The organism is Pseudomonas sp. 14P_8.1_Bac3 (assembly GCF_025466085.1).
Classification (GTDB): domain Bacteria; phylum Pseudomonadota; class Gammaproteobacteria; order Pseudomonadales; family Pseudomonadaceae; genus Aquipseudomonas.
The window spans coordinates 43,140-66,502 of sequence record NZ_JANLOD010000008.1 but is presented as its reverse complement, the minus strand read 5'-3'; the positions used below and the strand labels follow the sequence as shown (position 1 = coordinate 66,502).

The following is a 23,363-nucleotide window of genomic DNA, read 5'->3' as shown; positions in this document are numbered from 1 at the left end:
GGCGTAACTGAATTCCAACCACGCAAGGAAACAGCAAATGGCCTACGACGACACACGCCACTTAAAGGACCGGGAAATCAAATCCCGCTACGACGATGAAACCTACGAAGCGCTGAAAGCCGTAGCGCGCCTGCACAAGCTTCAGCTCGCCGTGTTCGTTCGCATGTGCGTTGAGGAAAAACTGGAAAGCATTGTTGAGACGGATGCTACCGGTAAACACATGTCGGCCTGAAGGGCCTGAAGGAGGCTACGTGCCTGAAACCACGATCTGCCATGGGATCGAAGGGCGCCTCTACGAAAAGCTTGAACGGTTGGCGAAGGAAGCGGGCATGACGCCCGATGAGTACGCCGCAAAGCTTGGAGCAGAACGCTTTTTCGAAAAGACCAGGCCAAAAGGGGCCGGAAAGCTTCGGAACCTTCCAACACCCCGGCGTAATCACCCGCCGGACTTAAAAGGGCCTGAAGAAGGAGGGGCTGATGAATACCCCATGTAGCAAAACCCAACCAGCAGGCGAAAAAAAACCACCCGGCCAGGTGGTTTCTTCAGTTGCGCTTTTTACAACGTTCTGGAGCTGATTATGTCCGACTCAAAATCAAAAGTACAGGGCCTGAATAAGTCCACTTCGCGAGGTGTGAAGTGAGCGTTCAATCCATGAGTTGGGCGCTTGAGCAGAACGATATTGTCGACGCGACTGCGCGTTACGTTCTGCTGTGCCTGGCCAACTACGCCGACAAGAACGGGAAGGGTGCCTTCCCATCCGCCCAAAGCCTCAGCGAAGATTCCGGGCTCTCTGTTCGCACAGTCCGTTACAAGCTCGACCACCTGCTTGAAGTGGGGGCGATTCAACTGGGCAACCAGTCCATCGCCGCTGCGTATATCGACCGTCATGATCGTCGCCCAGTTGTCTACGACCTCTGCATTGAACGGGGTGCACCTCCTGCACCCGGTAAGGAACGGGGTGCAAATGACGACACAACGGGGTGCAGCTCAGAACACGACGGGGTGCAGCTCACGACAGAACGGGGTGCACCAGCTGCACCCAATCCATCATCTAACCATCAATTAACCATTACTAAACCGAAAGAGCAGGTCGCTAACGCTCCGGCGAAGGTTGGAAAGTTCGATCCTCTGACTGCTCGCCCGATCAATGTCAGCGAAAAAGCGTGGGCGGACTGGTGCCAACATCGCAAGGAAATCCGCAAGCCATTGACCGCCAAAAGCTGCGAGCAACAGGCGAAGTTGTTGGCGCGCCATGCAACTCCTGATGACGTTTTATCGAATTCGATTGCCAACGGCTGGACCGGAATATTCCCGGACAAGACCGCCAGCAATGTCCACCCATTCCCAACTCAATCGCGCCATACCGGCTTCGATGATCGCGACTACTCCGCTGGCCTGACCAAGCGGGAGGATGGCACCTATGCGTTCTGAAAACGTTGTCGCAATGTCTTCGGTCGCTGTCGTCGAGCCTCACGCCCAGCCAGCGATGTGCGAAGACCACGGGCCGTTCAGCCAAAAGATCAACGTGATCTTCGGCAAGGAGTTCAAGACTGGGTGCCCTGAGTGCAGCCGCATGCGTAACGAGGAGGAGGCGGCCCGTAAGCAGGCGCAGGAGGCGCTTGAGTCTCGTCTCAGGATGGCCGAAAAACTCGGGGCGGCACTGATCCCGAAGCGTTTCACAGGCAAGACGTTCGATGCGTACAAGGCCGCCACGCCAGAGCAGAAGGAAGCTCTTCGTATCTGTCGCAAGTACGCCGACGTGTTCCCTGAGATCTTCGAGACTGGCCGCTGCCTTTTGCTGCTGGGCAAGCCCGGTACCGGCAAGACCCATCTTGCCGTGTCGATTGCCAACCAAATCATGAGCGTCTCCAACGCCACGGCTGTGTATCGCACCGTGGGCGGTTTGCTCCAGGCGATTCGCGGCACTTACGACAACACCAGCGAGCAGAGTGAAAGCCAGATTTTCGCCAGCATGATTCGACCTTCGCTTCTGATCCTCGATGAAATCGGTGCCACGAAGGAAAAGCCGAGCGACTTCGAGCTGGCCACCTTGTTCACCATCATCAACGGCCGCTACGAGCAGCAGCGCCCGACCATCATCGTTTCAAACCTGAAGGCCGAAGAGTTGCCCGGCGCGTTGGGTGAACGCTGTGTCGATCGCCTGCGCGAAGGTGGCGGCATCGCGGTGAAATTCGACTGGGAATCACAACGCGGCAAGGAGGGCTTTTGACATGGCTGACCACAGTGAATTGAAACGTCTGGCAGAGGCGTTCCCGGCTGATCTGGATTGGGACAGCAACACCGACCCGTTCTTCAACGGCCCATCAGGCGAATCGCTTGGCGGCGAGGCGACTGGTTTTTACTCCGTCTACGGCAAGCCATTCCGTCTGGAAGGGGAGGATTACGACTACGACGGGCCAATATATGTCGAGGCATGCACAGCTGACTTCGCCAAGTTCATGGTTGCGGCGCGTGAAGGCGTCTTGGCCCTGTTTAAAGATCTCGAATCGCACAAACGGATGCTCCTGGCGGCTGCTTGCGACATTGGCAGCCTCGGCGAAGCCTTAGGCGCCGAGATGGATGATGACGCCAGCGAGCTTGAGGGCTTGGCCGTTGAGCTTCGCAAGGATGCCGAGCGCCTGAAAAAAGCTACCGCTTTCGTCAAGAAACTGTGCGATTCCGCAGGTAAACAGCCAAGCGTGGCGACAGGTTATCTACACGACATCCTGTCAGCACTGAGCAAGGAGGCTACCAATGGTTGATATCGCCGATCTTGCCGACGAGGCAATCGAAGAGTCCCTGAATCGGTCCATTGCCCAGATCCCCCGTTACACCGGCATCAGCGCCAAAGAGTGCGAAGAGTGCTCTGAGGAGATCCCGGAAGGCCGTCGCAATGCGGTCAAGGGCGTGAAGCTGTGCGTGGGTTGTGCTGAGCGGGTGGCGCTGGTGAAGGGAGGTGTTCGCCGTGGCTGACCTCATGCTCCGCAACGAGTCCGACCGAACTCGCCTGATCGGCTACCTGACTGCATTGGACCTGACCAAACCCCGCAAGCTGACTATCGTCGAGGTCCGCAGCAAGCGCAGTGACGCGCAGAACAAAATGCTGTGGATGTGGAACGGTCTGATCCAGACCCACCTGCGCGAATCCTTCGGCCAGCTCGCCAGTTCTGAAGAGTGGCACGAGATCCTGGTATCGAAGCTGTGGCCAGCCGAGGTTCATCCGGTCCAGCTTCCGGACGGAACGAAGTACCGCGTCGGCCGAGCCAAGACCCGCAAGTTCACCATCGCCGAGATGACCCAGTATCTGGAGTTGCTGGACGCCTACTGCGCCGAGCACCTGCATCTGTTACTCCCGCATCCCGACGATCTGATGTACGCCATCTACGGCGAGAGGAGGGCTGCATGAGTCAAGTGAAGCGATTCGCCGCAAACACTGCTGGCCGGGATTTCGCGGTTGGCGACATCCACGGCCATTTCACCCGGCTGCAGGCGGCACTAGATGCGATTGGATTTGATCCCGCCGTTGACCGGTTGTTCAGCGTCGGCGATCTGGTTGACCGCGGTCCGGAATCGATCGATGTCGATGAGTGGATTCTGCGTAAGCCTTGGTTTCATGCGGTCCGTGGCAATCATGAGCAGATGACCATTGATTCGCACACTGCCGGGCGCGCCAGCGATCAATGCGGGATGCACTTCATCAACGGCGGAGCATGGTTCTACGGCCTTTCCAGTGTTGAGCAAGACTGCTACGCGAGCATCCTCGAAGACTTGCCCCTGGTGATCGAGGTAGAGACAACGCAGGGCCTCATTGGGATCGTTCACGCCGATGTGCCGCGTGGTAGCTGGGAAGAGATGCTGAAAGCGCTTGGTGGTCCAGTTGCGGAAGCTGAGCACACTGCCGCGATGCTCCAGTGGTCGCGCAAGCGCATCACTGATGAAAACCACGGTGGTGTCACTGGGGTGCGCGCCGTAATCGTCGGCCATACGCCTCTGCGTCAGCCAGCGGTCCTCGGCAACGTCTATCACATCGACACTGCCGGGTGGATGGACGGCCACTTCACGCTGGTGAATCTCACGACGCTGGAGTGCACCCCGCAACCGAATCCGAAACTCCATTGGGATTGGGAGGCGCGCGCATGAGCCTACCAGCCAAACAACCGCGCCAAAAGACCTGCATCAACGGAGAGTGCAGGGCCTTATTCAGTCCGCAGCGCCTTGGTCAGAAGGTCTGCAGCCCTGCCTGTGGGCTGGCAACCAAGGACGTTAACGCTGACAAGGCGCGCAAGGCCCTTGCCGATGTAGGCCGCAAGGAACTCATAGCGGCCAAAGAGAAGATCAAGACTCGTGCCGAGCACATGAAGGACGCCCAGACCGCTTTCAACGCTTGGGTGCGCGAGCGTGACGCCAAGCTGCCATGCATCAGCTGCGGCCGGCACCACCAGGGTAAGTACGACGCCGGACATTACCGCACCGTCGGGAGTAATCCCGCGCTTCGCTTCGAGCCGCTGAACTGCCATCGCCAGTGCTCGCCCTGCAATACGCACAAGTCCGGCGACATCGTGAACTACCGCATCGAGCTGGTGAAGCGCATCGGCGCCGAGCTGGTCGAGTGGCTGGAAGGCCCGCATGAGGCCAAGCGCTACGCCATCGAAGATCTGAAAGCCATCACCGCCGAATACCGCGCCAAAACCCGTGAACTGAAGAGGGCTGCAGCATGAACGGAACAATGCGCATCACCGCCGACCGCCATCCGTGGAGCCTGCTCATCGAGTTGCGGGCCGGGGTTGAGTCCCGAGCCGGCGGATTCGCGGTAGCTCAACCAGTTTTGATGGTGGAGCTGCCAGACGGGGAGGTTGCCGATCCGTTCATGAAGCTGATGCCGGCCGATGCTCAGCAGTTACTGGATGAACTTTGGCGCATCGGTATCCGGCCTTCGCAAGAGCAGGGCAGCGTCGGGCAGTCGGCAGCCATGCAGAAGCACCTCGACGACATGCGCACCATCGCGTTTCACACCCTGAAGGTGAAGCCATGATCATTCACTTGTACTTCGGATTCATGTTGTTCCTCAGCGGTGGCTGCCTTGAGGTGTGCCGCCGGTTGATTCGCCGGGATCGAATTGCGCGGGGTATGCGGACATGAACTGGAAAGGCATCAGCAACAACTGCCTATCAAGCGTCGAAGGCTATCTGGTGAGTCGGTACCGGATGCAGAACGGAAACGCCTTTATTGCCCGCACGCCAACGCCAGCCTCGAAAATTTTGTACTCAGGAGAGAGCGAGAAAAGCGCCAAGGCGGCATGCATCAATCACTTTGAATCGACACAGGGGAAGGCAGCATGAGCGAATACCATCCAGAGATGAAACAGTCGAACCCCAAGGATCTCATTGGCTGCGGGAAAATCCCCATGCACCTCTGGCCGGCAACTGCCACTGCGCTGGGCAGCCTTGGCTTGCTGGATGGCATGCTTAAGTACGGGCGTTCGAACTTTCGCGAGACAGGCATTCGTGCCTCGATCTACTACGATGCAGCGAGTCGCCATCTGAATGCATGGTTCGAAGGTGAGGCTTCCGACCCCGACAGTGGACTTCCTCACCTAGCCCACGCGCTCGCCTGCCTTGCAATCATTGTCGACGCAGAGGCTGCTGGCAAGCTCAATGACGACCGCCAAGCCCCGGGTGGCTACCGTGCGCTGATCAATTCGCTTACGCCTCATGTGGCGCGCCTAAAGGCCGTACACGAAGACAAATCCCCGACGCACTACACAATCGAAGGGGCTCAGTAATGGCTGAACGTAAAGTCACCGACGAGCAGGTACTGGAAGCGCTCAAGACCATGAGCGTGGCCGAAACCGCCCGGCACTTCGACATGAATGTGCGCAGCATCGAGCGGCGCAAGGCCACATTGGTGCGTAAGGGCTGGAGCCCAGAGCACGACATGGTTCACATCGTGCCGGACGGGTTCCGTCTGAAAGGGACGTCAAGTCTGTACAAGGAGGGGGTGAAGGCGCCTGTACTCCAGTGGGTGAAGACCGATGTCGATGCCGAGCGTCAGCGGGCCATCAACGAAGCCTTTGCCAATGCCTTCATGGAGGATGTTAACCCTCTGCCTGAAATTACAGGGCCTATTGAGGTGCTAGATACCGACATCATCCCCTGGTTTCAAATCGGGGATGCCCATGTCGGAATGCTCGCCCACTCCCATGAGGTCGGCCACAACTTCGACTTGAAGATTGCCGAGCGCGAATTGATCGTCGCCATGCACAAGCTGATTGACCGGGCGCCGAGCTGCGAGCGCTGCGTGATTCAGGATCTGGGGGACATGTCGCACTACCAGGACTTCACCGCCAAGAGTGAATCCGGCCACGATTTCGATTTCGATAGCCGTTACCCGAAGATGATCGAGGTCTGCGCGCGGATCATGCGGTCGATCGTCGACAAGGCTCTGGCTAAGTTCCAGTTTGTGGACGTGATCGTCAATCAGGGCAACCACTCTCGATCGAATGACGTGTGGATGCGGATATTCCTGAATCACGTTTATCAGGATAACCCGCGCCTCCACGTCCTCGACAACTCCAGCGTGTTCATCCCGTACCGCATGGGTAACACCTTCGTCATGTGCCACCACAGCGACAAGTGCAAGCCGGATCGCCTCATTGATGTGATGGCCACCGACTTCTCCGTGGACTGGGGCGAGTCGACCTACCGCTACATCGACATCGGCCATATCCACCATCGCATGCAGTCGAAGGAATCAGCCGGCGTGACGGTCGAGTCATGGAACCAGCTCGCCCCGGGCGACAAGTATGCTCATGACGGTGGCTGGCGGTCCCGTGCTTGCCTCACCGCGGTGCTTCGCTCAAAAACATACGGCGAGAAGGGTCGCATCACCATCAGCGCCGAAGAGGTCAAGGACATCATCGCCAAAGCCGTACCAGGTGCTGAAGCCTCGAAACGTCGTACTGTGTATTCGGTTTAAGGGGGAGTTGGACATGACCTACAGAAACGTCGTATCAGCAGTCGTGCGCGCTCTCGCCGCCGAAACCATCAACTCGGCCGGGGGGTGTGACTTCGAGCCGAAGGTCCAGTGCGCCAAGCAGAAGGGGGAGATCGTCGGGAAAGAGGCGGCATTCCTCGTCGACTGCATGGTCTTCAGCCGGCTGCGCAAGAGCCTTGCTGCGGCGCACTGGCTCGCACTGCTGGCCCAGTACTCCACGCACGCCCAACGCAAGCACGACGCGATCGTGACTATCGCCAAGGCCATCAAGTCACCAGCGCCTGAGCGGTTCCGTCATGCAGCGGTCGTCACCTGGGCAATGCCGAAGCTGCCAGGGCAGGAAGGCAAGCGCTCGACCAACGTCCTGCCGTCCGGGTGGTACTGCATGGACAATTGGCTCGACGAGCCGACCGCTGAGCGCACCCAATACCGCTGGAAGTCGGCCATCTGCAAGGAGCTGAAGAGTATGGTTGATGCGGCTTTGGCCGAGGCTCAGGGCATTTTAGATGCAGAGGGCCTAATTGGTGATATTGCCGCTTGACGAAAGTGGCAGACTGGCATAGATTAATCACTATCTTGTCCTTCTTGCGTGTTAAAGAATGACAATACAAAACCCGGCCACTGCGTCGGGTTTTTTATTGCCCAGAATTTGCGTGGTAGAGCAGCCCGGTAGCTCGTCAGGCTCATAAGGTGGTGAGAATGCCGTACGCATGTAAGAAAGATCAGGCGGAAGCGGCAAAGAGACACTATCAGGCCAACAAAAGCATATACATAGCCAGGGCTATCTTGGGAAAGGAAAAGGCGAAGGCCGCGGCCAAGGAGTTCGTTCTGGCATACCTTTTGGAAAATCCATGCGTGGATTGTGGTGAGCAAGACCCGATTGTTCTCGAATTCGATCATCGTCCGGGCGTCGAAAAGAAATATGAAATTGGCGATGTCTTCCGGCGCTGTTTGTCGATCGAGACAATAGCCAGAGAGATAGAAAAATGCGATGTCAGATGTGCGAATTGCCATCGGCGTCGAACTTATGCAAGTCGTGGCTTTAGCCACAGGGGCTAGTTGGTTCAAATCCAGCCCTCGCATCCATTTTCCCGCTCTCCAGCGGTTTGGCCGCCACCTGACGGCCCTTTTATTCCACACATGCAACTGAGAGGTCGAGCGCATGGAATTCATTCATCGCTTGGTCGATTGGCTCAGCTGGGCATTTGCAGGGCTACTCGGCGCAATCGCCGCAAGCTTCTGGCACAGAGAGGACCTGGTAGACCGAAAGGCCTGGGCGATCTTCATTTTCTCGGGTGCGGTCTGCGCCCATTACCTAACTGGCTTGGTCAGCTCCTACTTCGGAGTGGTCGAGCCGCGCAGTGTTGCTGGTGTCGGATTCCTGCTTGGTACGTTTGGCGGATCGCTTATCGCCGCAGTTACCCGGGCCATCAAGGCTGCCGACCTATGGGCGTTCATTCGCCAGCGGTTCGGCGGAGGAAATCCATGAGCACTCAAACCCTGAGCACCACGTTCATCGCCATTGTTGCGCTGCATGCGCTTTGGTGCGTGCTGGCCAGACAAGTGAGTGACGGCATCGTCGGGAAAGTCATTTACATCACGATCGCCATTTCAGGCTTTGCCATCGTCACCCGTGCCGAGGCCGTGTACATCACGCCGACGGTTGCCGGCGTCACCTTTCACGGAGCTCTCGCATTGGCTGGACTGAGACACTGGTTCGTCGCCAACCACTGGCCCATCGTTAAGGGCTGGCTATGCCGATACCTGCACTGCGAGCAATGCCTGAACAACACCAAAGAGGCGGACAAGACATGAACCTGATTCCCCAATGGCAGCAGCTCTGGAAGATGTACAGCGTTCAACTGTCCGCGCTGCTGGTGGCGCTGAACCTTGTCGCGACTTACTGGCCCGCCTTCCAAGGTGTGCTGCCTGATGGCGTGTTCACTGCGGTGAACTCCTTCCTCGGCCTGGCGGTGATCATCTCCCGCATCATCAAGCAGCCAGAGCTGTCCGCCGACAAGCCTACCGTTTAAACCAAAGGGTGCCTGGCTTCGTGCGGGCGCCACTCTCTACATCCATGGTGACGATATGGCCCGGAAAGTATTCCTGACCGCCTATCACCCATGGTGGTTCCGCCTGTACGTGGTAGCGGTGCATACCTTTGCCTACCTGATTGGTATGGAGGCCGACACCGAAAAGCTTGAGGCCCAAGGGCGGAAGGCGACCCGGTACCGCGAGATCATCCCTGCTGACGAGGCGAGCCAATGACCACGATCGCCTACAAGGACGGGATCATCGCTTGCGATGCGAGAATCACCAATGGCACGACCATCACCTACGACGACTATGAAAAGTTCGTTGAGCGTGACGGCATCAGTTTCGCGCTGTGCGGTTACCTCTGCGACTACAACAAGCTGATTGGCGCTTGGTTCGGCGAGACATTCACCGTTGCTGTTGAGGCGTCCGCGCTTGTGTTCGATGGCGAATCACTTTGCTATGCCGCCTACGACGTGACCGAAGGACTGTGTAAGACGCCAATCCTAATGGAGCGGCCTTATGCGATCGGCTCCGGTTCAAGTCACGCCCTCACCGCAATGGACATGGGCGCATCTGCCTACCAAGCCGTAGAGATGGCCATGAAGCGTGACAGCTGCACTGGCGGCAAGATCAGAACGCTTACCGTGAAGGTTGAGTTGTGAAGCGCCCAATGCCTCCTGCGTCGATCCTTGAGCTTTCGGAGTTCGCTGAGCTCGGCCTGAGGCTTACCCCGGCGCAGGAAGTACTTGAGTGGCTCAAGGCTCAGGTGTTCTCCATTGACGGGGAGATGCACAACGAGGATCACGCACACCTGATCGATGCTGATATCTGCTTCCTCTGGGCCTCGTCAGGGTTCGGTAAGCAAGGTCGATTCGTCCTCGGTCAAGCCGAGCAGGTAGCGTTCCGCGCAGGTGGCTGGCAGAAAGCCCGGATGGAGCAGCAGATGTTCGATTGGTTTGGCCGACTGCCGACCTTCATCATCACGCTTGCCGCCGACTACTGCGCCGAGTGTTCGGATATCGACTTCTGTGCCCTGGTTGAGCATGAGTGCTACCACATCGCCCAGGCGAAGGATGGATACGGCGCTCCTAAGTTCACCCAAGAAGGCCTACCCAAGCTTGAGATGCGCGGCCACGACGTTGAAGAGTTCGTCGGAGTGGTTCGCCGCTACGGTGCGAGCGAAGACGTTCAGGTGTTGGTGGATGCTGCAAACAAACCTGCTGAGGTGGGGAAATTGAACATTGCAAGGGCCTGCGGAACCTGTCTGCTCAAGTCGGCCTGATTTTTAGACAGGCTTAGACGGATGATCACCTATGGCAGCTCTTAGAAGTGAGGTGAAAGCCTTCATTGTTCAGGCATTGGCGTGCTTTGACACGCCCTCACAGGTGGTAGAGGCCGTCTTAAAAGAATTCAACGTGGTTGTCACCCGCCAGCAATGCGAATCACATGACCCGACCAAGGCTGCTGGCAAAGCGCTCGGCGATAAGTGGGCAACCATGTTCCGCGATGCCCGCAAGCGATTCCGGGAAGAGACTGGAGACATTCCAATCGCCAACCGTGCCTACCGACTGCGCACACTTGGGCGTATGGCCGAGAAGGCCGAGAGCATGAAGAACATGGCGTTAACTGCTCAGTTGCTGGAGCAGGCCGCTAAAGAAGCCGGCGACATGTACGTCAACCGGCACCGTAGAGACGAGCCAGACGACGAGCCAGCAATCCCGACCCGCATCCAGGTCGATGTAATCGATGCGAGGAAGCCCAATGCCGAGCCTTAACGTTCCGCAGGCTCACTTCCTAACGCTGCCACACAAGTTCCGCGCATTCGTTGCAGGGTTCGGCTCAGGGAAGACTTGGGTCGGATGCTCGGCGCTGAGCAAGCACTTCATGGAGTGGCCTGGCGTCAACGCTGGGTACTTCGCACCGACTTACCCGCAGATCCGAGACATCTTCTATCCGACCATGGATGAGGTGGCGTTTGACTGGGGGCTGAAGACCAAGATCAATCAGGCGAACCATGAGGTTCACATCTACAGCGGCCGGCAGTACCGGGGCACTGTGATTTGTCGGTCGATGGAGAAGCCGCAGACGATCGTCGGTTTCAAGATCGGCCATGCCCTAGTGGATGAGCTGGACGTGCTGACGTCGATCAAGGCTCAGCAGGCTTGGCGCAAGATCATTGCCCGGATGCGTTATAACCTGCCAGGGCTGAAGAACGGCGTGGACGTAACGACGACCCCTGAGGGTTTCAAGTTCGTCTATCTCCAGTTCGTGAAGCAGCTGCGCGACAAGCCAGCTCTGAATGAGATGTACGGTCTGGTGCAGGCCAGCACGTTCGACAACGAACTGAATCTGCCGGACGACTACATCGAGTCGCTGCTGGAGTCATATCCGGAACAACTGATTCAGGCCTACCTCAGAGGCCAGTTCGTCAACCTGACGTCCGGATCGATCTACCACACCTACGACCGCAAGCTGAACGAGTGCTTCGACACCGTTCAGCCCGGCGAGCAGCTGTTCATCGGCATGGACTTCAACGTTGGCAAGATGGCGGCGATCACCCACGTCAAACGCGACAACGGTATGCCGCGGGCGGTGGATGAACTGATGGATGGCTACGACACGCCGGACATGGTGCGTCGCATCAAGGAAAAGTACTGGCGCCACGACGGTGACAAGTTCGTGAAGACCTGCGAGATCCGGATCTACCCGGACGCCTCTGGCGACTCCCGTAAGTCGGTAAACGCTAGCGAAACGGACATCGCGATCCTAAAGCAGGCTGGGTTCGTGGTCATCGCGCCATCGGCCAACCCGCCGGTGAAGGACCGCATCAACGCCATGAACGCCATGTTCTGTAATGCGGCCGGCGAGCGCCGGTACCGGGTCAACCCATTCACCTGCCCACAATACGCTGACTCGCTTGAGCAGCAGGTATGGGGGCCGAATGGCGAGCCGGATAAGACCCAGGGCAAGGACCACCCGAACGACGCGGGCGGTTACTTCATCCACAAAGAATTCCCGATCGTCAAACGCACCGCCACCAGCGAACCTCTGAGAATGTGATTATGAGTGATGACCCGAGTAAAACGCTGCCGGCAGTGGAAGCTATGCGCGAAGACTGGGCCATCGTCGATCCTTTGATGGGTGGCACCAGGGCGATGCGCGAGGCTGGCGAGGCGTTGCTGCCGAAGTGGCCAAAGGAGGAGGGCAAGACCTATCAAGACCGCTTGAAGCTCTCGACGCTGTTTCCCGCGTACAGCGAGACGGTTAAGAACAGCACCGGCCGTGTCTTCGCCGAGCCAATCGTTCTGGGCAAGGACGTTCCTGTGCCGATTCAGGACCTCACAGAGGACTTCGACCGCCAAGGGAACAACCTCCAGGTCTGGGCCAAGTCCTACTTCAGTCAAGCGCTGTCGCACGGTCTGTGCCATGCCCTGGCTGAATACCCAAACATCAAGCCGAGTGGAGACACTGAGCAACTGGTGACCCAGGCTGATGCTCAAGCCGTGAAGGCTCGCCCGTACGCCATCATGATCCGCCCGCAACAGGTGCTCGGCTGGCGCGCGACCAACGAAGGCGGCGAACACGTCTTGACGCAGTTTCGTTACATCGAGTCGGTTGAGGAGGACGACGGCCTGTTTGGCGCAAAGTGCGTTACTCAGATTCGCGTGCTAGTGCCTGGTGCATGGGCGACTTACCGCGAACAGATCGACTCAAATGGAGCGAAGGCTTGGGTGATGCACGACCAGGGCAGCACGTCTCTCTCGCATATCCCGCTGAGCACGCTCTACACCGACCGCACCGGGTACATGACGGCTAAGCCGCCGTTGCTGGAACTTGCTCACCTTAATGTCAAGCATTGGCAGTCTCAAAGCGATCAGGACAACATCCTTCATATTGCTCGGGTGCCGATGCTTGCGGTGATCGGCCTCGATGAAACCGAGGTCATCGTTGTAGGTGCTGGCTCTGCCACTAGGTTGCCGAAAGACTGCGACATGAAGTGGGTCGAGCACACTGGGAAGTCGATCGATGCTGGCCGCACCTCTCTGCAAGACCTCGAAGACCAGATGCGTGTTGCCGGGGCCAAGCTGCTCCAGCGCGACAAGCAGGCAGTCAAGACCGCAACGCAGGCGGAAGACGAAGCTGCTCAGGAAATGAGCCCGCTCCAGACCATGGCCGGCAACCTTGAGGACTCGCTTGATCAGTTACTTCAGTTCTTTGCTGAGTTGTCAGGCGTACCAGAAGGTGGCCACGTTGAGGTCAATGGCAACTTCGACATCGACTTTGCCCCAGAAACTACCTTGCCCCTCCTGCTCAACATGGCAGTGGCCGGCAAGCTCTCCGATGAAACCCTCTTCACTGAATTCCAGCGCCGCAACGTGGTGTCTGGCGACAGGAAGTGGGAGGAGGAGAAGGACAAGATCGCAGCCCAGCCTAAGGCGCAGGTTGCGACGCTGACTGAAAAATGATTCACACGGCCTTGTCAATGACGGGGCTTTTTACTGCCGCTAGGCGGCCAACAAACCCAAGGGGTTAGCAGATGTTTATTTTCGGCAGATGGTATCCGCTGATGGCGGAAGAGAACGGCGGTGAAGGTGGTAATGGCGGTGGTGGTGGCGGGTCAGGCCCGGAAATCACTCCAGAGCTTCAGGCGATCATCGACGCTCGCGTTGGTGAGGCTGTAACCGGCCTGAAGACCAAAAACTCCGAGCTGCTGGGCAAGTTCAAAGAGACGAGCGACAAGCTCAAGACCTTTGATGGCATCGACCCTGAAGCAGTACGTGGGATTCTCTCTAAGTTTGCGAACGACGAGGAAGCCCAACTGATTGCCAAGGGCGACATCGACACGGTTCTGGCCAAGCGTGCTGACCGCATGAAGGCTGGTTTCGAAAAAGACCTGAAGGCCGCACAAGACGCTGCAACCCATGCATCGAGCCGCACCGAGAAGTTCGCCTCCCGCGTGCTGAAGGGAGAAGTGGTAGGAGCTGCATCCGAGGCTGGCGTGCACAAGTACGCCATGGAAGACGCGATGCTCGCCGCTGCCCGTGACTTTGAACTGGACGACGATGGCAACCCCATCGCTCGCGAGGGCAAGTACGGCAAAGACGGCAAACCGCTGACGCTCAAGGAGTGGTTTGCGGAAATGAAAGACTCCCGTCCCCACTGGTTCCCCGCTTCCGGCAACGGTGGCGGCGCGGGCCATGGTGGCGGTAGTGGCTCGAAAGTGATGACTCAGGCTGATTTCGATGCGCTCCCTGCCAAGCAGCGGGCTGCAGCGATGGATAGCGGCGTCACCATCAAAGGCTGATTCACACAACCCAATCCCCGGCCCGCCATGTGCGGGTTTTTTATTGTCTTAAGGAAACCGCCACATGGCCAACATCTTCACCGCTCTCCAGCCGGTTCTGTACAGCGCCGCTCAGGAAGTTTCGAACGAACCGTTTGGCGTGATCTCTGCGATCACCGCTGACTTTGATGACAAAGGCGTTGCCGTTGGCGACGCGGTCAAGGTCCCGGTCGCACCGATCCGCGCCGTCAAATCCTTCACCCCGTCGATGGCGATGCCAACCGGCGACGACGCGACCGCTGATGGCGTGTCCGTTCAGATCACCAACACTGACTACGTCGACTGGAACCTGACCGGCGAGCAGATCAAGTCGCTGGAAAACGCCGGCTCTGACAAAGAGTGGGTGCGCCAGATGATTGCCCAGGGCATGCGTGCTCTGCGTAACAAGGCTGAAGTCGCCGCCTGCACCGCGATCAAGGTCGGCGCCACCCGCGCAGTCGGCACCGCGGGCACTAACCCGTTCGCCTCGGATATCAACATCATCCCTGACGTGCGCAAGGTGCTGTTCGACAACGGCGCACCGATGGCTGACCTGCAGCTCTGCATCGATTCGAGCGCTGGCACCTCTGCCCGCAAGCTCGGCATCATCCAGCAGGCGTACCAGGCTGGTAACGACCAAGAGCGTCGCTCTGGCGATCTGCTGCGTCAGTTCGGCTTCTCGATCCGCGAGTCTGCCGGTATCACCGCGCACACCAAAGGCACCGGCACCGCTTACGTCACCTCCGGCTCGACCGGTATCGACGTACCGAGCGTTGCACTGGTGACTGGTTCCGGCACCGTGCTGGCTGGTGACGTAGTGACCTTCGCTGCCGACACTGGCAACAAGTACGTCGTGAACACTGGCGTAGCAGCTCCGGGCACCATCACTCTGGGTCGCCCTGGCGCTCAGATCGTGATCCCGACCGCTAACGCCATGACCATCGGCAACAACTACGTGCCGAACCTCGCGTTCGAGCGCTCGGCTGTTGTGGGCGTGATGCGCGCACCGATCATCCCGGCTAACCCGATCATCACCCAGACCATGATCAGCGACAAATTCGGCATGACTTACCTCCTGCTGCAAATCGCTGGTTACGGCATGACCACCTGGCAGCTGCACATCGCCTACGGCTTCAAAGTCGTTCAGGGCGAACATGTTGCGGTCGTCATGGGCTAAGGCCTGTACCTAGTTGGGGGCTTCGGCCCCCGGCTACTCAAGAGGAAGTGAATCATGGCTGGTTTGACTAAAGAGCAAAAAATAGCAAAGGCCCTGCTGGAAAAGGCCGTTGAACTGAGCGGCCTGAAGGCCGAAGAATTCAATCAGCTGTCTGCTGAAGAGCAGGCTGCATACACCACCAAGGCGCAAGAGGCACTGGATGCTGAGGCTTTGAACAAGGCTGACGCTTCCAAGAAGCCTGTCGATGAAGTGGTGGACAACTCCCACTTGATCACGGTCATCAAGGGCGGCGAGACCCTGGACGTACATCCGACTGCACTCGCCGACCACAAGCGCATGGGCTGGAAAGAAGCCTAACCAGAAGGATCGCTATGATGTCCAGAACCGCCGACAGTCCAGCGTCTTCCGCATACGCTGTAACCCCGAGCGACACTACTGTTCTCTCTCCTTTGCCTCGTTCTCTCTATATCGGTGCCGCTGGCAACGTTGCGGTTGTGCCTGAAGATGGCGCTACCTCGGTCGTGTTCGTGGCGGTATCGGCCGGGCAGATCTTGCCAATTCGCGCTAAAAAGGTCATGTCGGCCGGCACGACTGCCACCAGCATCGTGGCGATGTACTGATGATCGGCCTGGGCGCAAGTATCTGGCGCGGGGTCAAGGGCGTTGGCACCGTCGGCGGATCTGTCGCCTTGCCGGCGCCTACAACGGTCAACTTTACAGCCGCCCAGGTGTCACCCGGCTTTACCGGCTCCGTCAGCACCGCCAAGAACGCCGCCCGCATCTATGCCCGCGGCGCACTGACTCTGTGGTCTGGCTGGATCACCGGGACCGAGGCGAAACTGACAAACCCAAGTGACTTTGGCGATAACCCTGGGTCGATGGAAGTAGCGATCGATGGCGGCGCATTCTCTGCTGCGCCTAACGTGGCCTCGCTTTACACCCTGTTTACTGGCCTTCCTCATGCGACTCGATTCGTCGAAGTGCGCTGGGTCGAGGCGATGGGGGATGCGCCGTACATTGCGTCATCCGGCAACGTGCTCGCCGTCACTGGCCAGCCCCCAGCGTTGGCGACACTGTCCAACAAAATTCAAGTCGGCGCAGATTCATCGATCGGCTTGTACAGCGCAGCAGCACTGGCCAACAGCGCCACGTATACGCCCGCACTTCAGGCGCCGAAAGGCGAGACATACGGCTCCAACGTGGGCTCGGTCAAGATCAAGGGCGCCTTCACCAAGCTTGTGCTGACCCTTAACGGTAACCGAAAGGTCGGCGTCAGCAAGAACGGTGCCGCTCCGATCTTCTACGCCGTGGCAGATGAAGCCGGCGCTCCGCCGCGCGCACTCATCATCCCGTGCGATGGTTCGACCTCGACCTATAACGTGTGGGATGACGGTAACTTCAAAAACGGCGGATCCTTTGCCGTGGCGGTCGACTCGACGTTTCTGGATATAGGCACCCGCCGGCGCTTGGATCAATATGGCGACTCGATCACCTATGGCTCTGGCCCTGGGGCGACTTCGTCCGATACCGAAACGATGCGTGTTGCAGCGGCCATGGGGTTTGTTGGCAGCACGAACGGGATCAGCGGCCTAACGGTAGGCGCAGGCAAGACCATGCTCGACGCCGTGCTGCCACTGCGGACGGTCAACTCAACGGACGCGGCCATTCTTGCGCTGGGCGGCAACAACGCCGCCGATGGCATTGACGCGACGGAGCAGGCCGACTACGGGCTGTGCATCGACAAGCTGCTGGCCAAGGGTTATGGAAAGGTGCTTTGTCGTGGAATTTTGCCTTCGACTGATGGCTCCTCGACCCTGTCCATCCCGGCCAACGCCGCGCTCAAGGCGGTAGTGGATGCCAAAGCCAACCCGAACGTCATCTGGATCGAAACGGCCACTTGGTCGGGATACGAAGTCCTCGACGGCACTCACCCAACAGCGGCGGGATACGCCACTGTGGCCGGATACGCGCTCCCTGCCTACACGGCCGCGCTTGGCCTATAACCGAACTGAAAGAGGGCTGAAACATGCTTACCGATCTGCAGCTCTCTGATGTTCGGCGGTTTGCCGGCTACCCAATGCGAGGCGATGTGGCGCTCAGCAAGGATAACGACCTCGCTTGGGGCCAGGTGGCGCCGATTACATGGCAGGCACTGAATTACCGTCTCGCTACCCTTCGGCCAGAAGAAGAGGCGCGGGTGGTGACGTTCATCACCACACTTTCCGGCCTGGAAACTGATCTGCTGTCGTCCACTGATAACCTAGATACCGATCAAGCCGCTGTTTGGGTGCACAACAAGAACGAAGTCGCCGACCGGAACAAGCTTTACCGGATGTGGCGCCGTGAGATGTGTGCCTTTATTGGCGTCGAGCCTGGACCATCGCTCGGCACGGGCGGAATCAGCTTGGTAAGGGGCTGATATGGACGGTACAAAGCTTCAGGACAAGATTTACAAAGGTTATGGACAGGCAGCCAAGCGGATTGGCTTCGACTATCAGCAATTTCGCGCTACAAGCGCCAGTAACCCGCTGTCGTCAACCGCATTGCAGACGCTGCCTGCATCTTTCACTACCAAGTTCACGTACAGCGCCCCGAACAAATACGGCGAGGCGACGTGGTTGGGCCTGTTCGATGCACGCCAGTTCGTCGTCGGTGACTACCTGGTGGGCCGGCAGGGGACGTTCTTCATCGCCGCCATGCAGGACACGCTGCCGATCTACTGCGTGCAGACGAATCGCACCGTGAGCGTTCGCCGCGATGTGCAGGACCAAAGCATTGGACTTGGCTCCTACTCAGGCGGTACCCGGGCGACTGAAGTTGTCCTGATGGATGGCTGGCCCTCCAGCATTGTGCAGGGGACCAAAGGTGAGACAAACGACGTCAAGCTGCCATTGGACGTGAAAACACCGTGGTGGGCGATCCTCATGCCGGCTTACCCGGGCATCATCCTGCGCACCAGCGACGTAATTAGGTGCGAATTGGGACGTAAATACGTGATCTCGAGCGCTGAACTGACCGATATGGGCTGGCGCATCACCGCAATGCAGGCGCAGGTGTGATATGGCGAGCCTTACCGACGTACTGAAGCAGGTCGCCGCCCAGGTCGCCGCGGTGGTCTATCCAAGCGGCACAGGCCAGCCGAGTGTTGCCGGCATCCCGCTGAGGGTTTACCCGGGCTGGCCTGTGCCGAACCAGCTTGAGACGGATCTTTCCAATGGCTGGGCCCACATCAGCATCTTCCCGCACGGCAAGGATCGCAAAACTACCAGATACCTGGGCCGGACGTGGACTCCACTGACGGCGCCGGTGCACACGCTGGTGATGACGGTGGCAGCGTCTGTTGTGACGCTGTCGGGCACTATCTCGCCCCAGAACATCCTGATCAACCTGAACGGCTTCAGCTACGTGTACGCCGTTCAGCAGTCAGACACGCTAACGACTGCGGCCACCGCGTTAGCCTCGATGATCCCCGGCGCCTCTAGCGCTGGCCCGGTCATCACGCTCACAGGTGCCCATGGAGTCTTTGCCAGGGTCGGCGGCTTCGGTACTGCCTACAAGGAGACGAAGCGCCAGGAACAGCCGGTGCAGATAACCGTATGGGGCAACAGCCCGCAGGCGCGTGATGCAGTGGCAAGCCCGCTCGACTCCGCGCTGTCAGACAACAACAACATCTCGTTCATTGACGGCTCGTTCGGTGTGATCACCGGCAACGGCCAGTTGATGACCGATCAGCTCCAGAAAGCCGACCTGTACCGGATCGATCTGTTCTACATCATCGATTACGCAACAACGCAAACGATGCAAGCGGCCGAGGCCATTGCGCCGGTGCTGGAAATCGACAACGCCCAGACCGGGCTTCCTGAAATCATTCGAAACCCTTGAGGCCCACCATGAGCGATACCCCAGACGTCCCGTCCGTAAAGACCAAGTCGGCACCGTACAAGCTGGTCGTAAAGTTTGCCTTCGCTGACTACCAAGTCGGCCAAGAAATCTCCGATGCCGCTGAAGTTGCTGCCGTCCTGGCCGGTGACTGCGACGGTAAGGTCCTGAAAGTCGCCAACGCCTAACAAGCGAAACCCACACACAAGAAGCCGCCCACTGAGGCGGCTTTTTCATTAGGAGGACGCCATGCCCATTTACCCGGCAGGCAGCTTGAACACGGCGGCACTTCAGGCCCCGGACCTTTACATTCAAATCGTTCCGCCGAAGACCCGTTTCATCAACGGCGTGGCCACTGACATCCTGGGCATCGTCGGCATTGCTGACTGGGGCCCGGTGAACAGCGCGACCTTGATCGGCTCGCCGGGTGATGCCTCGCAGAAGTTCGGCACCCAGACCGTGCGCAAGTACGACCTGTGCACCGCGATCGCTGTGTCGATCCAGGGCGGCGCCTCGAACATCCGCGCCGTTCGGGTCACCGATGGCACTGATACCGCAGCGACCGGCACCCTGAAGGATACGGCGGCTGCAACCGGCGCAACCCTGACCGCGTTCTACACTGGCACCCTGGGCAACTCGCTCAGCGCGACCCTGGCCACTGGCTCGGCTGCATCGAGTTGGAAACTGACAATCTCGTTGCCTGGCGTATCACCTGAAGTGTTCGACAACATCACAGGCTCCGGCCTGGCGCTGTGGCAGAACATTGTCAGTGCGGTCAACAACGGTCAATCCGGCGTCCGTGGACCTTCGCAGCTGGTGGTGGCCGCCGTTGGCTCTACTGCGCTGGCCCCTGTTGCGCTGACCCAGACCATCGCCTTCACGACCGGCACCTCTGGCAACACCACGCTGACCGATGCGGTTCTGGTGGGTGTTGACGGCGTCATCGGATCGGCTCGCAAGGGCATGTACTCGCTGCGCGGCACCGGTGCCCAAGTCGCCAACCTGGTGGATGTCACCGACAGTACCCAGTGGCCAACCATGCTGACCTACGGCTTGTCCGAAGGTTGCTACATGGTTACCCAAGGCGTTGCAGGTGCTTCGTACACCACCGTCGCCACCGCGCTGACCACTGCGGGCTGTGACAGCTACGCGCTGAAAGTGCTGTCGGGCGATTGGGTCTACTGGCAGGATCAGGTGAACGGTCAGCAGCGCATGATTGCGCCGGCTACCTTCTCCGCTGCCAAGATTGCCTCGCTCGCTCCGCACCAGAACGCCCTGAACAAAGCGATCACCAACGCGGTGTCGACTCAGCGCAACCTGGCACAGCAACCGTACAGCATTGCCGAGATCGGCGCGATCAACGCTGCGCGTCTGGACGTCATCACCAACCCGTGCCCGGGCGGCAGTTACTTCGGCCATCGTTCTGGCCTGAACTGCTCCAGCAACTCGGCGGTGAACGGCGACAACTACACCCGGATGACCAACTTCATCTCGCTGACCATTGCCGCCTCGTTCGGCGGGACTATCGGGCGACTTCAAACGCCTGATGTTCGCCGAGAAACGAAGTCAACGATGGAAAGCTTCCTCGAGACATTGCGTCTCCAAGGCATGATTGGTGACGCCAACGGCGGCCCTGCGTTCTCGGTGCAGATCGACGCAGCCAACAACCCTGACGCACGCGTTGCCCTGGGCTACATGCAGGCCGACGTGCAGGTCAAGTACCTGTCGGTAATCCGCTACTTCCTCGTCAACCTCGAAGCCGGCCAGTCTGTCTCGATCGTTGCATCCGCCACCCCGCGCACCTAAGCGCTCAAACCACCGTCCAGCCCGGTTTAGCGCCGGGTTTTTCATTTGGAGAACGCCATGCAAGGTGGATACAACACGGGTAAGGATGTCTCGATCGACATCAACACCCCGAACGGGCCAATCCGGCTCAGCAAGCTGATGAACTTCGACTCCAAGCCGAAGGTGACCAACCAGGAAATCACCCCGCTCAACGGCCAGACCGACGAGCTGATGATCCCGAAAGGCTGGACCGGCACCTTTGAAGCTGAGCGCGTCGATTCGACCCTCGACGATTGGTGGGCGCAGTTCGAAAGCGACTACTACAACGGCGTCAACCAGAACCCGGCAACCATCACCGAAACCATTCAGGAAGTCGGCGGCGGCGTGACCACCTGGCGCTACACGAACGTGATTCTGAAGCTTGAGGATGCCGGTAAGAAGGAGGGCGACAAGACGATTCACCAGTCCATGTCCTTCACCGCTCGCCGTCGGATCAAGGTTTAACCCGTTATGCATGGCAGCCCGGCAGGGCGCGGGACTCGTCACCCCGCACGCCATGCACCTTTGACGACTCGCTGACCAGAGGAAGTACCAATGGCTACCGTAAACGTTACCGAATCCGCTGCACCTGTTCATGTTGACCAGAAGCCGAAGTTTGTTTCGATTCAGGACAGCCGTGGCCGCACTATCCAATTGCGCAACCTCGACCCGCTGCAGAAGTCACGAATCGTGATGGCTGTGGGAGGTGATCTGGCGTCGAACCAGGTCTACATGGGCGCCTTTGCGCTGCCCGCCGCTTCAGTGGTCTACATCGATGACGTTGGTTTTGGCCTGCCTCAGACCCTCAAACAGGTCGATGCAGTGCTGGCCGAGCTGGGCGTTGAAGGTATGGAAGCCATCGAGAACCACATGATGGCTGAATACAAGGCCGCTCAAGAAAAGCAAGAGGCTGAATCCGCTGCCCAGGCGCTTAGCGCTGAGCAGGTCGCCGCAAAAAACTGACAGAGGACCCCGATTTTCGCAGCCGCTGCTGGCTGGTGAAGAACGGGGTTCCTTTCGATCGGATTTTTGACTGCGGGCTTCTGGCTGATTACGAGCGAATGGCCTTCTCAATCATGTTTTCCGAGTTCGAGGGCGCCGGAGTCTGGAACTGGTCCAGCATGCAGTTCGACAAGAAGGATTGACCATGGAATTCAAGAGTTTGGGCAGCCTTGCGCTGCACATGGCCGCCCAGGAAGTCGCGTTGCTGGCCAGCCTGCATGAAGGGCTTGAGAAGTGCGCGGTGCGGGTTGAGACGACAGCCAAGGATGAGATCGGCCATTACCAGTCAGGCATCGGACCGTTCCCGGCGTGGGCAGACCTTGCGGATTCGACCGAAGAGCACAAGGCAAAGATGGGCTACCCCTCCGATGCCCCGCTGCTTGCCAGTGGCGATATGCAGAGAAGCATCAGCCACGCTACGCACATGCTTGAGGCGGTGATTGGCTCCACTGACGAGAAGATGGTCTATCACGAATTCGGAACGCCAAAGATGTCGGCGCGCCCAGTGATGGGGCCCGCGGTGCTGCGCAACAAGGAGTACATCCGGCGAGTGCTGGGGATGGCCACCGTTTCCGGTTTGGTCGGCGGCTCAGTGATTCACAAGTCGCTGGGCTACGACTCTACTCCGTGACCCACATCGGGCCGTTCTCGGTCTTGACTTGCGTGTACACGCCTTCTCGCTTCAGCACCTTGTACTGGCCGGCGAGCGGCTTGCACATGTAAGTCGACAGGTTGACCAGCGATTCGCGCATCTCGGCACGCTGCGCAACGTAGTGCGGGTTGTCGGACAGGATGTTCTGCATCAGCACCTGGCGCGACTGTTGGGTGCCTTGGTCCTCGCAGCCATATTCACCGTCCAGCTTCAGTTCGGCTGCCATTGCTGCAGACGATAGTGCGGCCACCGCCAGGAAGATCAGTGTTTTTTTCATGCGTTCACCGAATGAAGATTGCATACAGCGCAAAACCGATGGCGCCAAGCGCGCCGCCGGCGAAGACCAGCCCAAGGCTGCATAGCGTGAACAGCAACAGACCGTTCTGGATGCCGAGGGCGGCCCTCACCGGCTCGCCAACCTCGGCGATGCGTCTGCCGCGCCATTCGTATGTTCGAAATCCATTTGCCATGTGATG

General features: G+C 58.8%; 39 protein-coding genes. 36 read left to right on the top strand and 3 right to left on the bottom strand.

Annotated features, from left to right (window positions below; translation table 11 throughout):
* Nucleotides 1–37: 37 nt before the first annotated feature.
* The 14 genes from NTD84_RS03285 to NTD84_RS03220 all read left to right on the top strand — a co-directional run bounded on the left by NTD84_RS03285 (nt 38) and on the right by NTD84_RS03220 (nt 7,535).
* Nucleotides 38–232: a hypothetical protein gene (locus NTD84_RS03285; RefSeq protein WP_027921524.1), complete on the top strand. Its 195-nt coding sequence runs from the start codon at nt 38–40 to the stop codon at nt 230–232.
* A gap of 19 nt (nt 233–251) precedes the next feature.
* On the top strand, nt 252–494 hold the full coding sequence (locus NTD84_RS03280; protein ID WP_262163547.1) for a hypothetical protein: 243 nt from the start codon (nt 252–254) through the stop codon (nt 492–494).
* Nucleotides 495–637: 143 nt separating this feature from the next.
* Complete coding sequence (locus tag NTD84_RS03275) at nt 638–1,432, top strand: helix-turn-helix domain-containing protein (RefSeq protein ID WP_262163546.1); 795 nt, start codon at nt 638–640, stop codon at nt 1,430–1,432.
* Complete coding sequence (locus tag NTD84_RS03270) at nt 1,422–2,231, top strand: ATP-binding protein (RefSeq protein WP_262163545.1); 810 nt, start codon at nt 1,422–1,424, stop codon at nt 2,229–2,231. The genes NTD84_RS03275 and NTD84_RS03270 overlap by 11 nt, the downstream gene beginning before the upstream one ends.
* A 1-nt stretch (nt 2,232) precedes the next feature.
* Nucleotides 2,233–2,763 (top strand): hypothetical protein, encoded by a 531-nt coding sequence (locus NTD84_RS03265; RefSeq protein ID WP_262163544.1) that lies wholly within the window; start codon nt 2,233–2,235, stop codon nt 2,761–2,763.
* Entirely contained in the window at nt 2,756–2,974 is a 219-nt protein-coding gene (locus NTD84_RS03260) for a TraR/DksA C4-type zinc finger protein (RefSeq protein WP_262163542.1), read from the top strand. Before NTD84_RS03265 ends, NTD84_RS03260 begins: the two co-directional genes overlap by 8 nt.
* Nucleotides 2,967–3,407, top strand: coding sequence for a recombination protein NinB (locus NTD84_RS03255; protein ID WP_262163541.1), 441 nt, complete (start codon nt 2,967–2,969; stop codon nt 3,405–3,407). The genes NTD84_RS03260 and NTD84_RS03255 overlap by 8 nt, the downstream gene beginning before the upstream one ends.
* Nucleotides 3,404–4,141 carry a metallophosphoesterase gene (locus NTD84_RS03250; protein WP_262163539.1) on the top strand — a complete coding sequence of 246 codons (738 nt, stop codon included), beginning with the start codon at nt 3,404–3,406 and terminating at the stop codon, nt 4,139–4,141. The genes NTD84_RS03255 and NTD84_RS03250 overlap by 4 nt, the downstream gene beginning before the upstream one ends.
* Complete coding sequence (locus NTD84_RS03245; RefSeq protein ID WP_262163537.1) at nt 4,138–4,719, top strand: recombination protein NinG; 582 nt, start codon at nt 4,138–4,140, stop codon at nt 4,717–4,719. The genes NTD84_RS03250 and NTD84_RS03245 overlap by 4 nt, the downstream gene beginning before the upstream one ends.
* Before the next feature lie 8 nt (nt 4,720–4,727).
* Nucleotides 4,728–5,033, top strand: a complete 306-nt coding sequence (locus tag NTD84_RS03240) for a hypothetical protein (protein ID WP_262163536.1) — start codon at nt 4,728–4,730, stop codon at nt 5,031–5,033.
* A 103-nt stretch (nt 5,034–5,136) separates the two neighbouring features.
* A complete protein-coding gene (locus NTD84_RS03235) occupies nt 5,137–5,340 on the top strand; it encodes a hypothetical protein (protein WP_262163535.1) in 204 nt (67 codons plus the stop codon).
* Entirely contained in the window at nt 5,337–5,783 is a 447-nt protein-coding gene (locus NTD84_RS03230; RefSeq protein WP_262163534.1) for a dATP/dGTP diphosphohydrolase domain-containing protein, read from the top strand. The genes NTD84_RS03235 and NTD84_RS03230 overlap by 4 nt, the downstream gene beginning before the upstream one ends.
* On the top strand, nt 5,783–6,976 hold the full coding sequence (locus NTD84_RS03225; protein WP_262163533.1) for an oxidoreductase: 1,194 nt from the start codon (nt 5,783–5,785) through the stop codon (nt 6,974–6,976). Before NTD84_RS03230 ends, NTD84_RS03225 begins: the two co-directional genes overlap by 1 nt.
* 13 nt (nt 6,977–6,989) lie before the next feature.
* Complete coding sequence (locus NTD84_RS03220; protein ID WP_262163532.1) at nt 6,990–7,535, top strand: hypothetical protein; 546 nt, start codon at nt 6,990–6,992, stop codon at nt 7,533–7,535.
* Nucleotides 7,536–7,558: 23 nt separating this feature from the next.
* On the opposite strand, the gene NTD84_RS03215 is transcribed toward NTD84_RS03220, so the two are convergent.
* Complete coding sequence (locus NTD84_RS03215) at nt 7,559–8,158, bottom strand: hypothetical protein (protein WP_262163531.1); 600 nt, start codon at nt 8,156–8,158, stop codon at nt 7,559–7,561.
* On the opposite strand from NTD84_RS03215, the gene NTD84_RS03210 reads away from it, so the two are divergent.
* From NTD84_RS03210 to NTD84_RS03105, 22 genes are all read left to right on the top strand, one after another.
* Entirely contained in the window at nt 8,157–8,483 is a 327-nt protein-coding gene (locus NTD84_RS03210) for an MFS transporter (RefSeq protein WP_262163530.1), read from the top strand. The two genes, NTD84_RS03215 and NTD84_RS03210, sit on opposite strands and share 2 nt — an antisense overlap.
* Nucleotides 8,480–8,809 (top strand): hypothetical protein, encoded by a 330-nt coding sequence (locus NTD84_RS03205; RefSeq protein ID WP_262163529.1) that lies wholly within the window; start codon nt 8,480–8,482, stop codon nt 8,807–8,809. The genes NTD84_RS03210 and NTD84_RS03205 overlap by 4 nt, the downstream gene beginning before the upstream one ends.
* Nucleotides 8,806–9,027 carry a hypothetical protein gene (locus NTD84_RS03200; protein ID WP_262163527.1) on the top strand — a complete coding sequence of 74 codons (222 nt, stop codon included), beginning with the start codon at nt 8,806–8,808 and terminating at the stop codon, nt 9,025–9,027. Before NTD84_RS03205 ends, NTD84_RS03200 begins: the two co-directional genes overlap by 4 nt.
* 55 nt (nt 9,028–9,082) lie before the next feature.
* Complete coding sequence (locus NTD84_RS03195; RefSeq protein ID WP_262163526.1) at nt 9,083–9,262, top strand: hypothetical protein; 180 nt, start codon at nt 9,083–9,085, stop codon at nt 9,260–9,262.
* A complete protein-coding gene (locus NTD84_RS03190; protein WP_262163524.1) occupies nt 9,259–9,693 on the top strand; it encodes a proteasome subunit beta in 435 nt (144 codons plus the stop codon). The genes NTD84_RS03195 and NTD84_RS03190 overlap by 4 nt, the downstream gene beginning before the upstream one ends.
* Nucleotides 9,690–10,313 (top strand): putative metallopeptidase, encoded by a 624-nt coding sequence (locus NTD84_RS03185; RefSeq protein ID WP_262163523.1) that lies wholly within the window; start codon nt 9,690–9,692, stop codon nt 10,311–10,313. Before NTD84_RS03190 ends, NTD84_RS03185 begins: the two co-directional genes overlap by 4 nt.
* A gap of 31 nt (nt 10,314–10,344) precedes the next feature.
* Nucleotides 10,345–10,806 carry a DUF2280 domain-containing protein gene (locus tag NTD84_RS03180; protein WP_262163522.1) on the top strand — a complete coding sequence of 154 codons (462 nt, stop codon included), beginning with the start codon at nt 10,345–10,347 and terminating at the stop codon, nt 10,804–10,806.
* Nucleotides 10,793–12,091 carry a terminase large subunit gene (locus NTD84_RS03175; RefSeq protein ID WP_262163521.1) on the top strand — a complete coding sequence of 433 codons (1,299 nt, stop codon included), beginning with the start codon at nt 10,793–10,795 and terminating at the stop codon, nt 12,089–12,091. Before NTD84_RS03180 ends, NTD84_RS03175 begins: the two co-directional genes overlap by 14 nt.
* A 2-nt stretch (nt 12,092–12,093) precedes the next feature.
* On the top strand, nt 12,094–13,497 hold the full coding sequence (locus NTD84_RS03170) for a DUF4055 domain-containing protein (protein ID WP_262163520.1): 1,404 nt from the start codon (nt 12,094–12,096) through the stop codon (nt 13,495–13,497).
* A 71-nt stretch (nt 13,498–13,568) separates the two neighbouring features.
* The gene (locus NTD84_RS03165) at nt 13,569–14,336 is read left to right on the top strand and encodes a hypothetical protein (protein ID WP_262163519.1); all 768 of its coding nucleotides are present in this window, start codon (nt 13,569–13,571) and stop codon (nt 14,334–14,336) included.
* A gap of 64 nt (nt 14,337–14,400) precedes the next feature.
* The gene (locus NTD84_RS03160) at nt 14,401–15,531 is read left to right on the top strand and encodes a P22 coat - protein 5 family protein (protein ID WP_262163518.1); all 1,131 of its coding nucleotides are present in this window, start codon (nt 14,401–14,403) and stop codon (nt 15,529–15,531) included.
* A 54-nt stretch (nt 15,532–15,585) separates the two neighbouring features.
* A complete protein-coding gene (locus tag NTD84_RS03155; protein WP_262163516.1) occupies nt 15,586–15,888 on the top strand; it encodes a hypothetical protein in 303 nt (100 codons plus the stop codon).
* Nucleotides 15,889–15,905: 17 nt separating this feature from the next.
* On the top strand, nt 15,906–16,151 hold the full coding sequence (locus tag NTD84_RS03150; RefSeq protein ID WP_262163514.1) for a hypothetical protein: 246 nt from the start codon (nt 15,906–15,908) through the stop codon (nt 16,149–16,151).
* The gene (locus NTD84_RS03145; RefSeq protein WP_262163513.1) at nt 16,151–17,533 is read left to right on the top strand and encodes an SGNH/GDSL hydrolase family protein; all 1,383 of its coding nucleotides are present in this window, start codon (nt 16,151–16,153) and stop codon (nt 17,531–17,533) included. Before NTD84_RS03150 ends, NTD84_RS03145 begins: the two co-directional genes overlap by 1 nt.
* A 23-nt stretch (nt 17,534–17,556) precedes the next feature.
* The gene (locus tag NTD84_RS03140) at nt 17,557–17,949 is read left to right on the top strand and encodes a hypothetical protein (RefSeq protein WP_262163512.1); all 393 of its coding nucleotides are present in this window, start codon (nt 17,557–17,559) and stop codon (nt 17,947–17,949) included.
* A gap of 1 nt (nt 17,950) precedes the next feature.
* Complete coding sequence (locus NTD84_RS03135) at nt 17,951–18,589, top strand: hypothetical protein (protein ID WP_262163511.1); 639 nt, start codon at nt 17,951–17,953, stop codon at nt 18,587–18,589.
* A gap of 1 nt (nt 18,590) precedes the next feature.
* Nucleotides 18,591–19,412, top strand: coding sequence for a hypothetical protein (locus NTD84_RS03130; RefSeq protein WP_262163509.1), 822 nt, complete (start codon nt 18,591–18,593; stop codon nt 19,410–19,412).
* An 8-nt stretch (nt 19,413–19,420) separates the two neighbouring features.
* Nucleotides 19,421–19,597: a hypothetical protein gene (locus NTD84_RS03125; RefSeq protein WP_262163508.1), complete on the top strand. Its 177-nt coding sequence runs from the start codon at nt 19,421–19,423 to the stop codon at nt 19,595–19,597.
* Nucleotides 19,598–19,658: 61 nt separating this feature from the next.
* Nucleotides 19,659–21,215 carry a phage tail protein gene (locus NTD84_RS03120; RefSeq protein ID WP_262163507.1) on the top strand — a complete coding sequence of 519 codons (1,557 nt, stop codon included), beginning with the start codon at nt 19,659–19,661 and terminating at the stop codon, nt 21,213–21,215.
* A gap of 57 nt (nt 21,216–21,272) precedes the next feature.
* Complete coding sequence (locus NTD84_RS03115) at nt 21,273–21,698, top strand: hypothetical protein (RefSeq protein WP_262163505.1); 426 nt, start codon at nt 21,273–21,275, stop codon at nt 21,696–21,698.
* A 90-nt stretch (nt 21,699–21,788) separates the two neighbouring features.
* Nucleotides 21,789–22,196, top strand: coding sequence for a hypothetical protein (locus NTD84_RS03110; protein WP_262163503.1), 408 nt, complete (start codon nt 21,789–21,791; stop codon nt 22,194–22,196).
* Nucleotides 22,197–22,380: 184 nt separating this feature from the next.
* Nucleotides 22,381–22,866, top strand: coding sequence for a hypothetical protein (locus NTD84_RS03105; protein ID WP_262163501.1), 486 nt, complete (start codon nt 22,381–22,383; stop codon nt 22,864–22,866).
* Here NTD84_RS03105 and NTD84_RS03100 read toward each other — a convergent pair.
* Both NTD84_RS03100 and NTD84_RS03095 read right to left on the bottom strand, forming a co-directional pair.
* On the bottom strand, nt 22,856–23,164 hold the full coding sequence (locus NTD84_RS03100) for a hypothetical protein (RefSeq protein WP_262163500.1): 309 nt from the start codon (nt 23,162–23,164) through the stop codon (nt 22,856–22,858). The genes NTD84_RS03105 and NTD84_RS03100 overlap by 11 nt on opposite strands.
* A 4-nt stretch (nt 23,165–23,168) precedes the next feature.
* The gene (locus tag NTD84_RS03095) at nt 23,169–23,357 is read right to left on the bottom strand and encodes a hypothetical protein (protein WP_262163498.1); all 189 of its coding nucleotides are present in this window, start codon (nt 23,355–23,357) and stop codon (nt 23,169–23,171) included.
* Nucleotides 23,358–23,363: the final 6 nt, after the last annotated feature.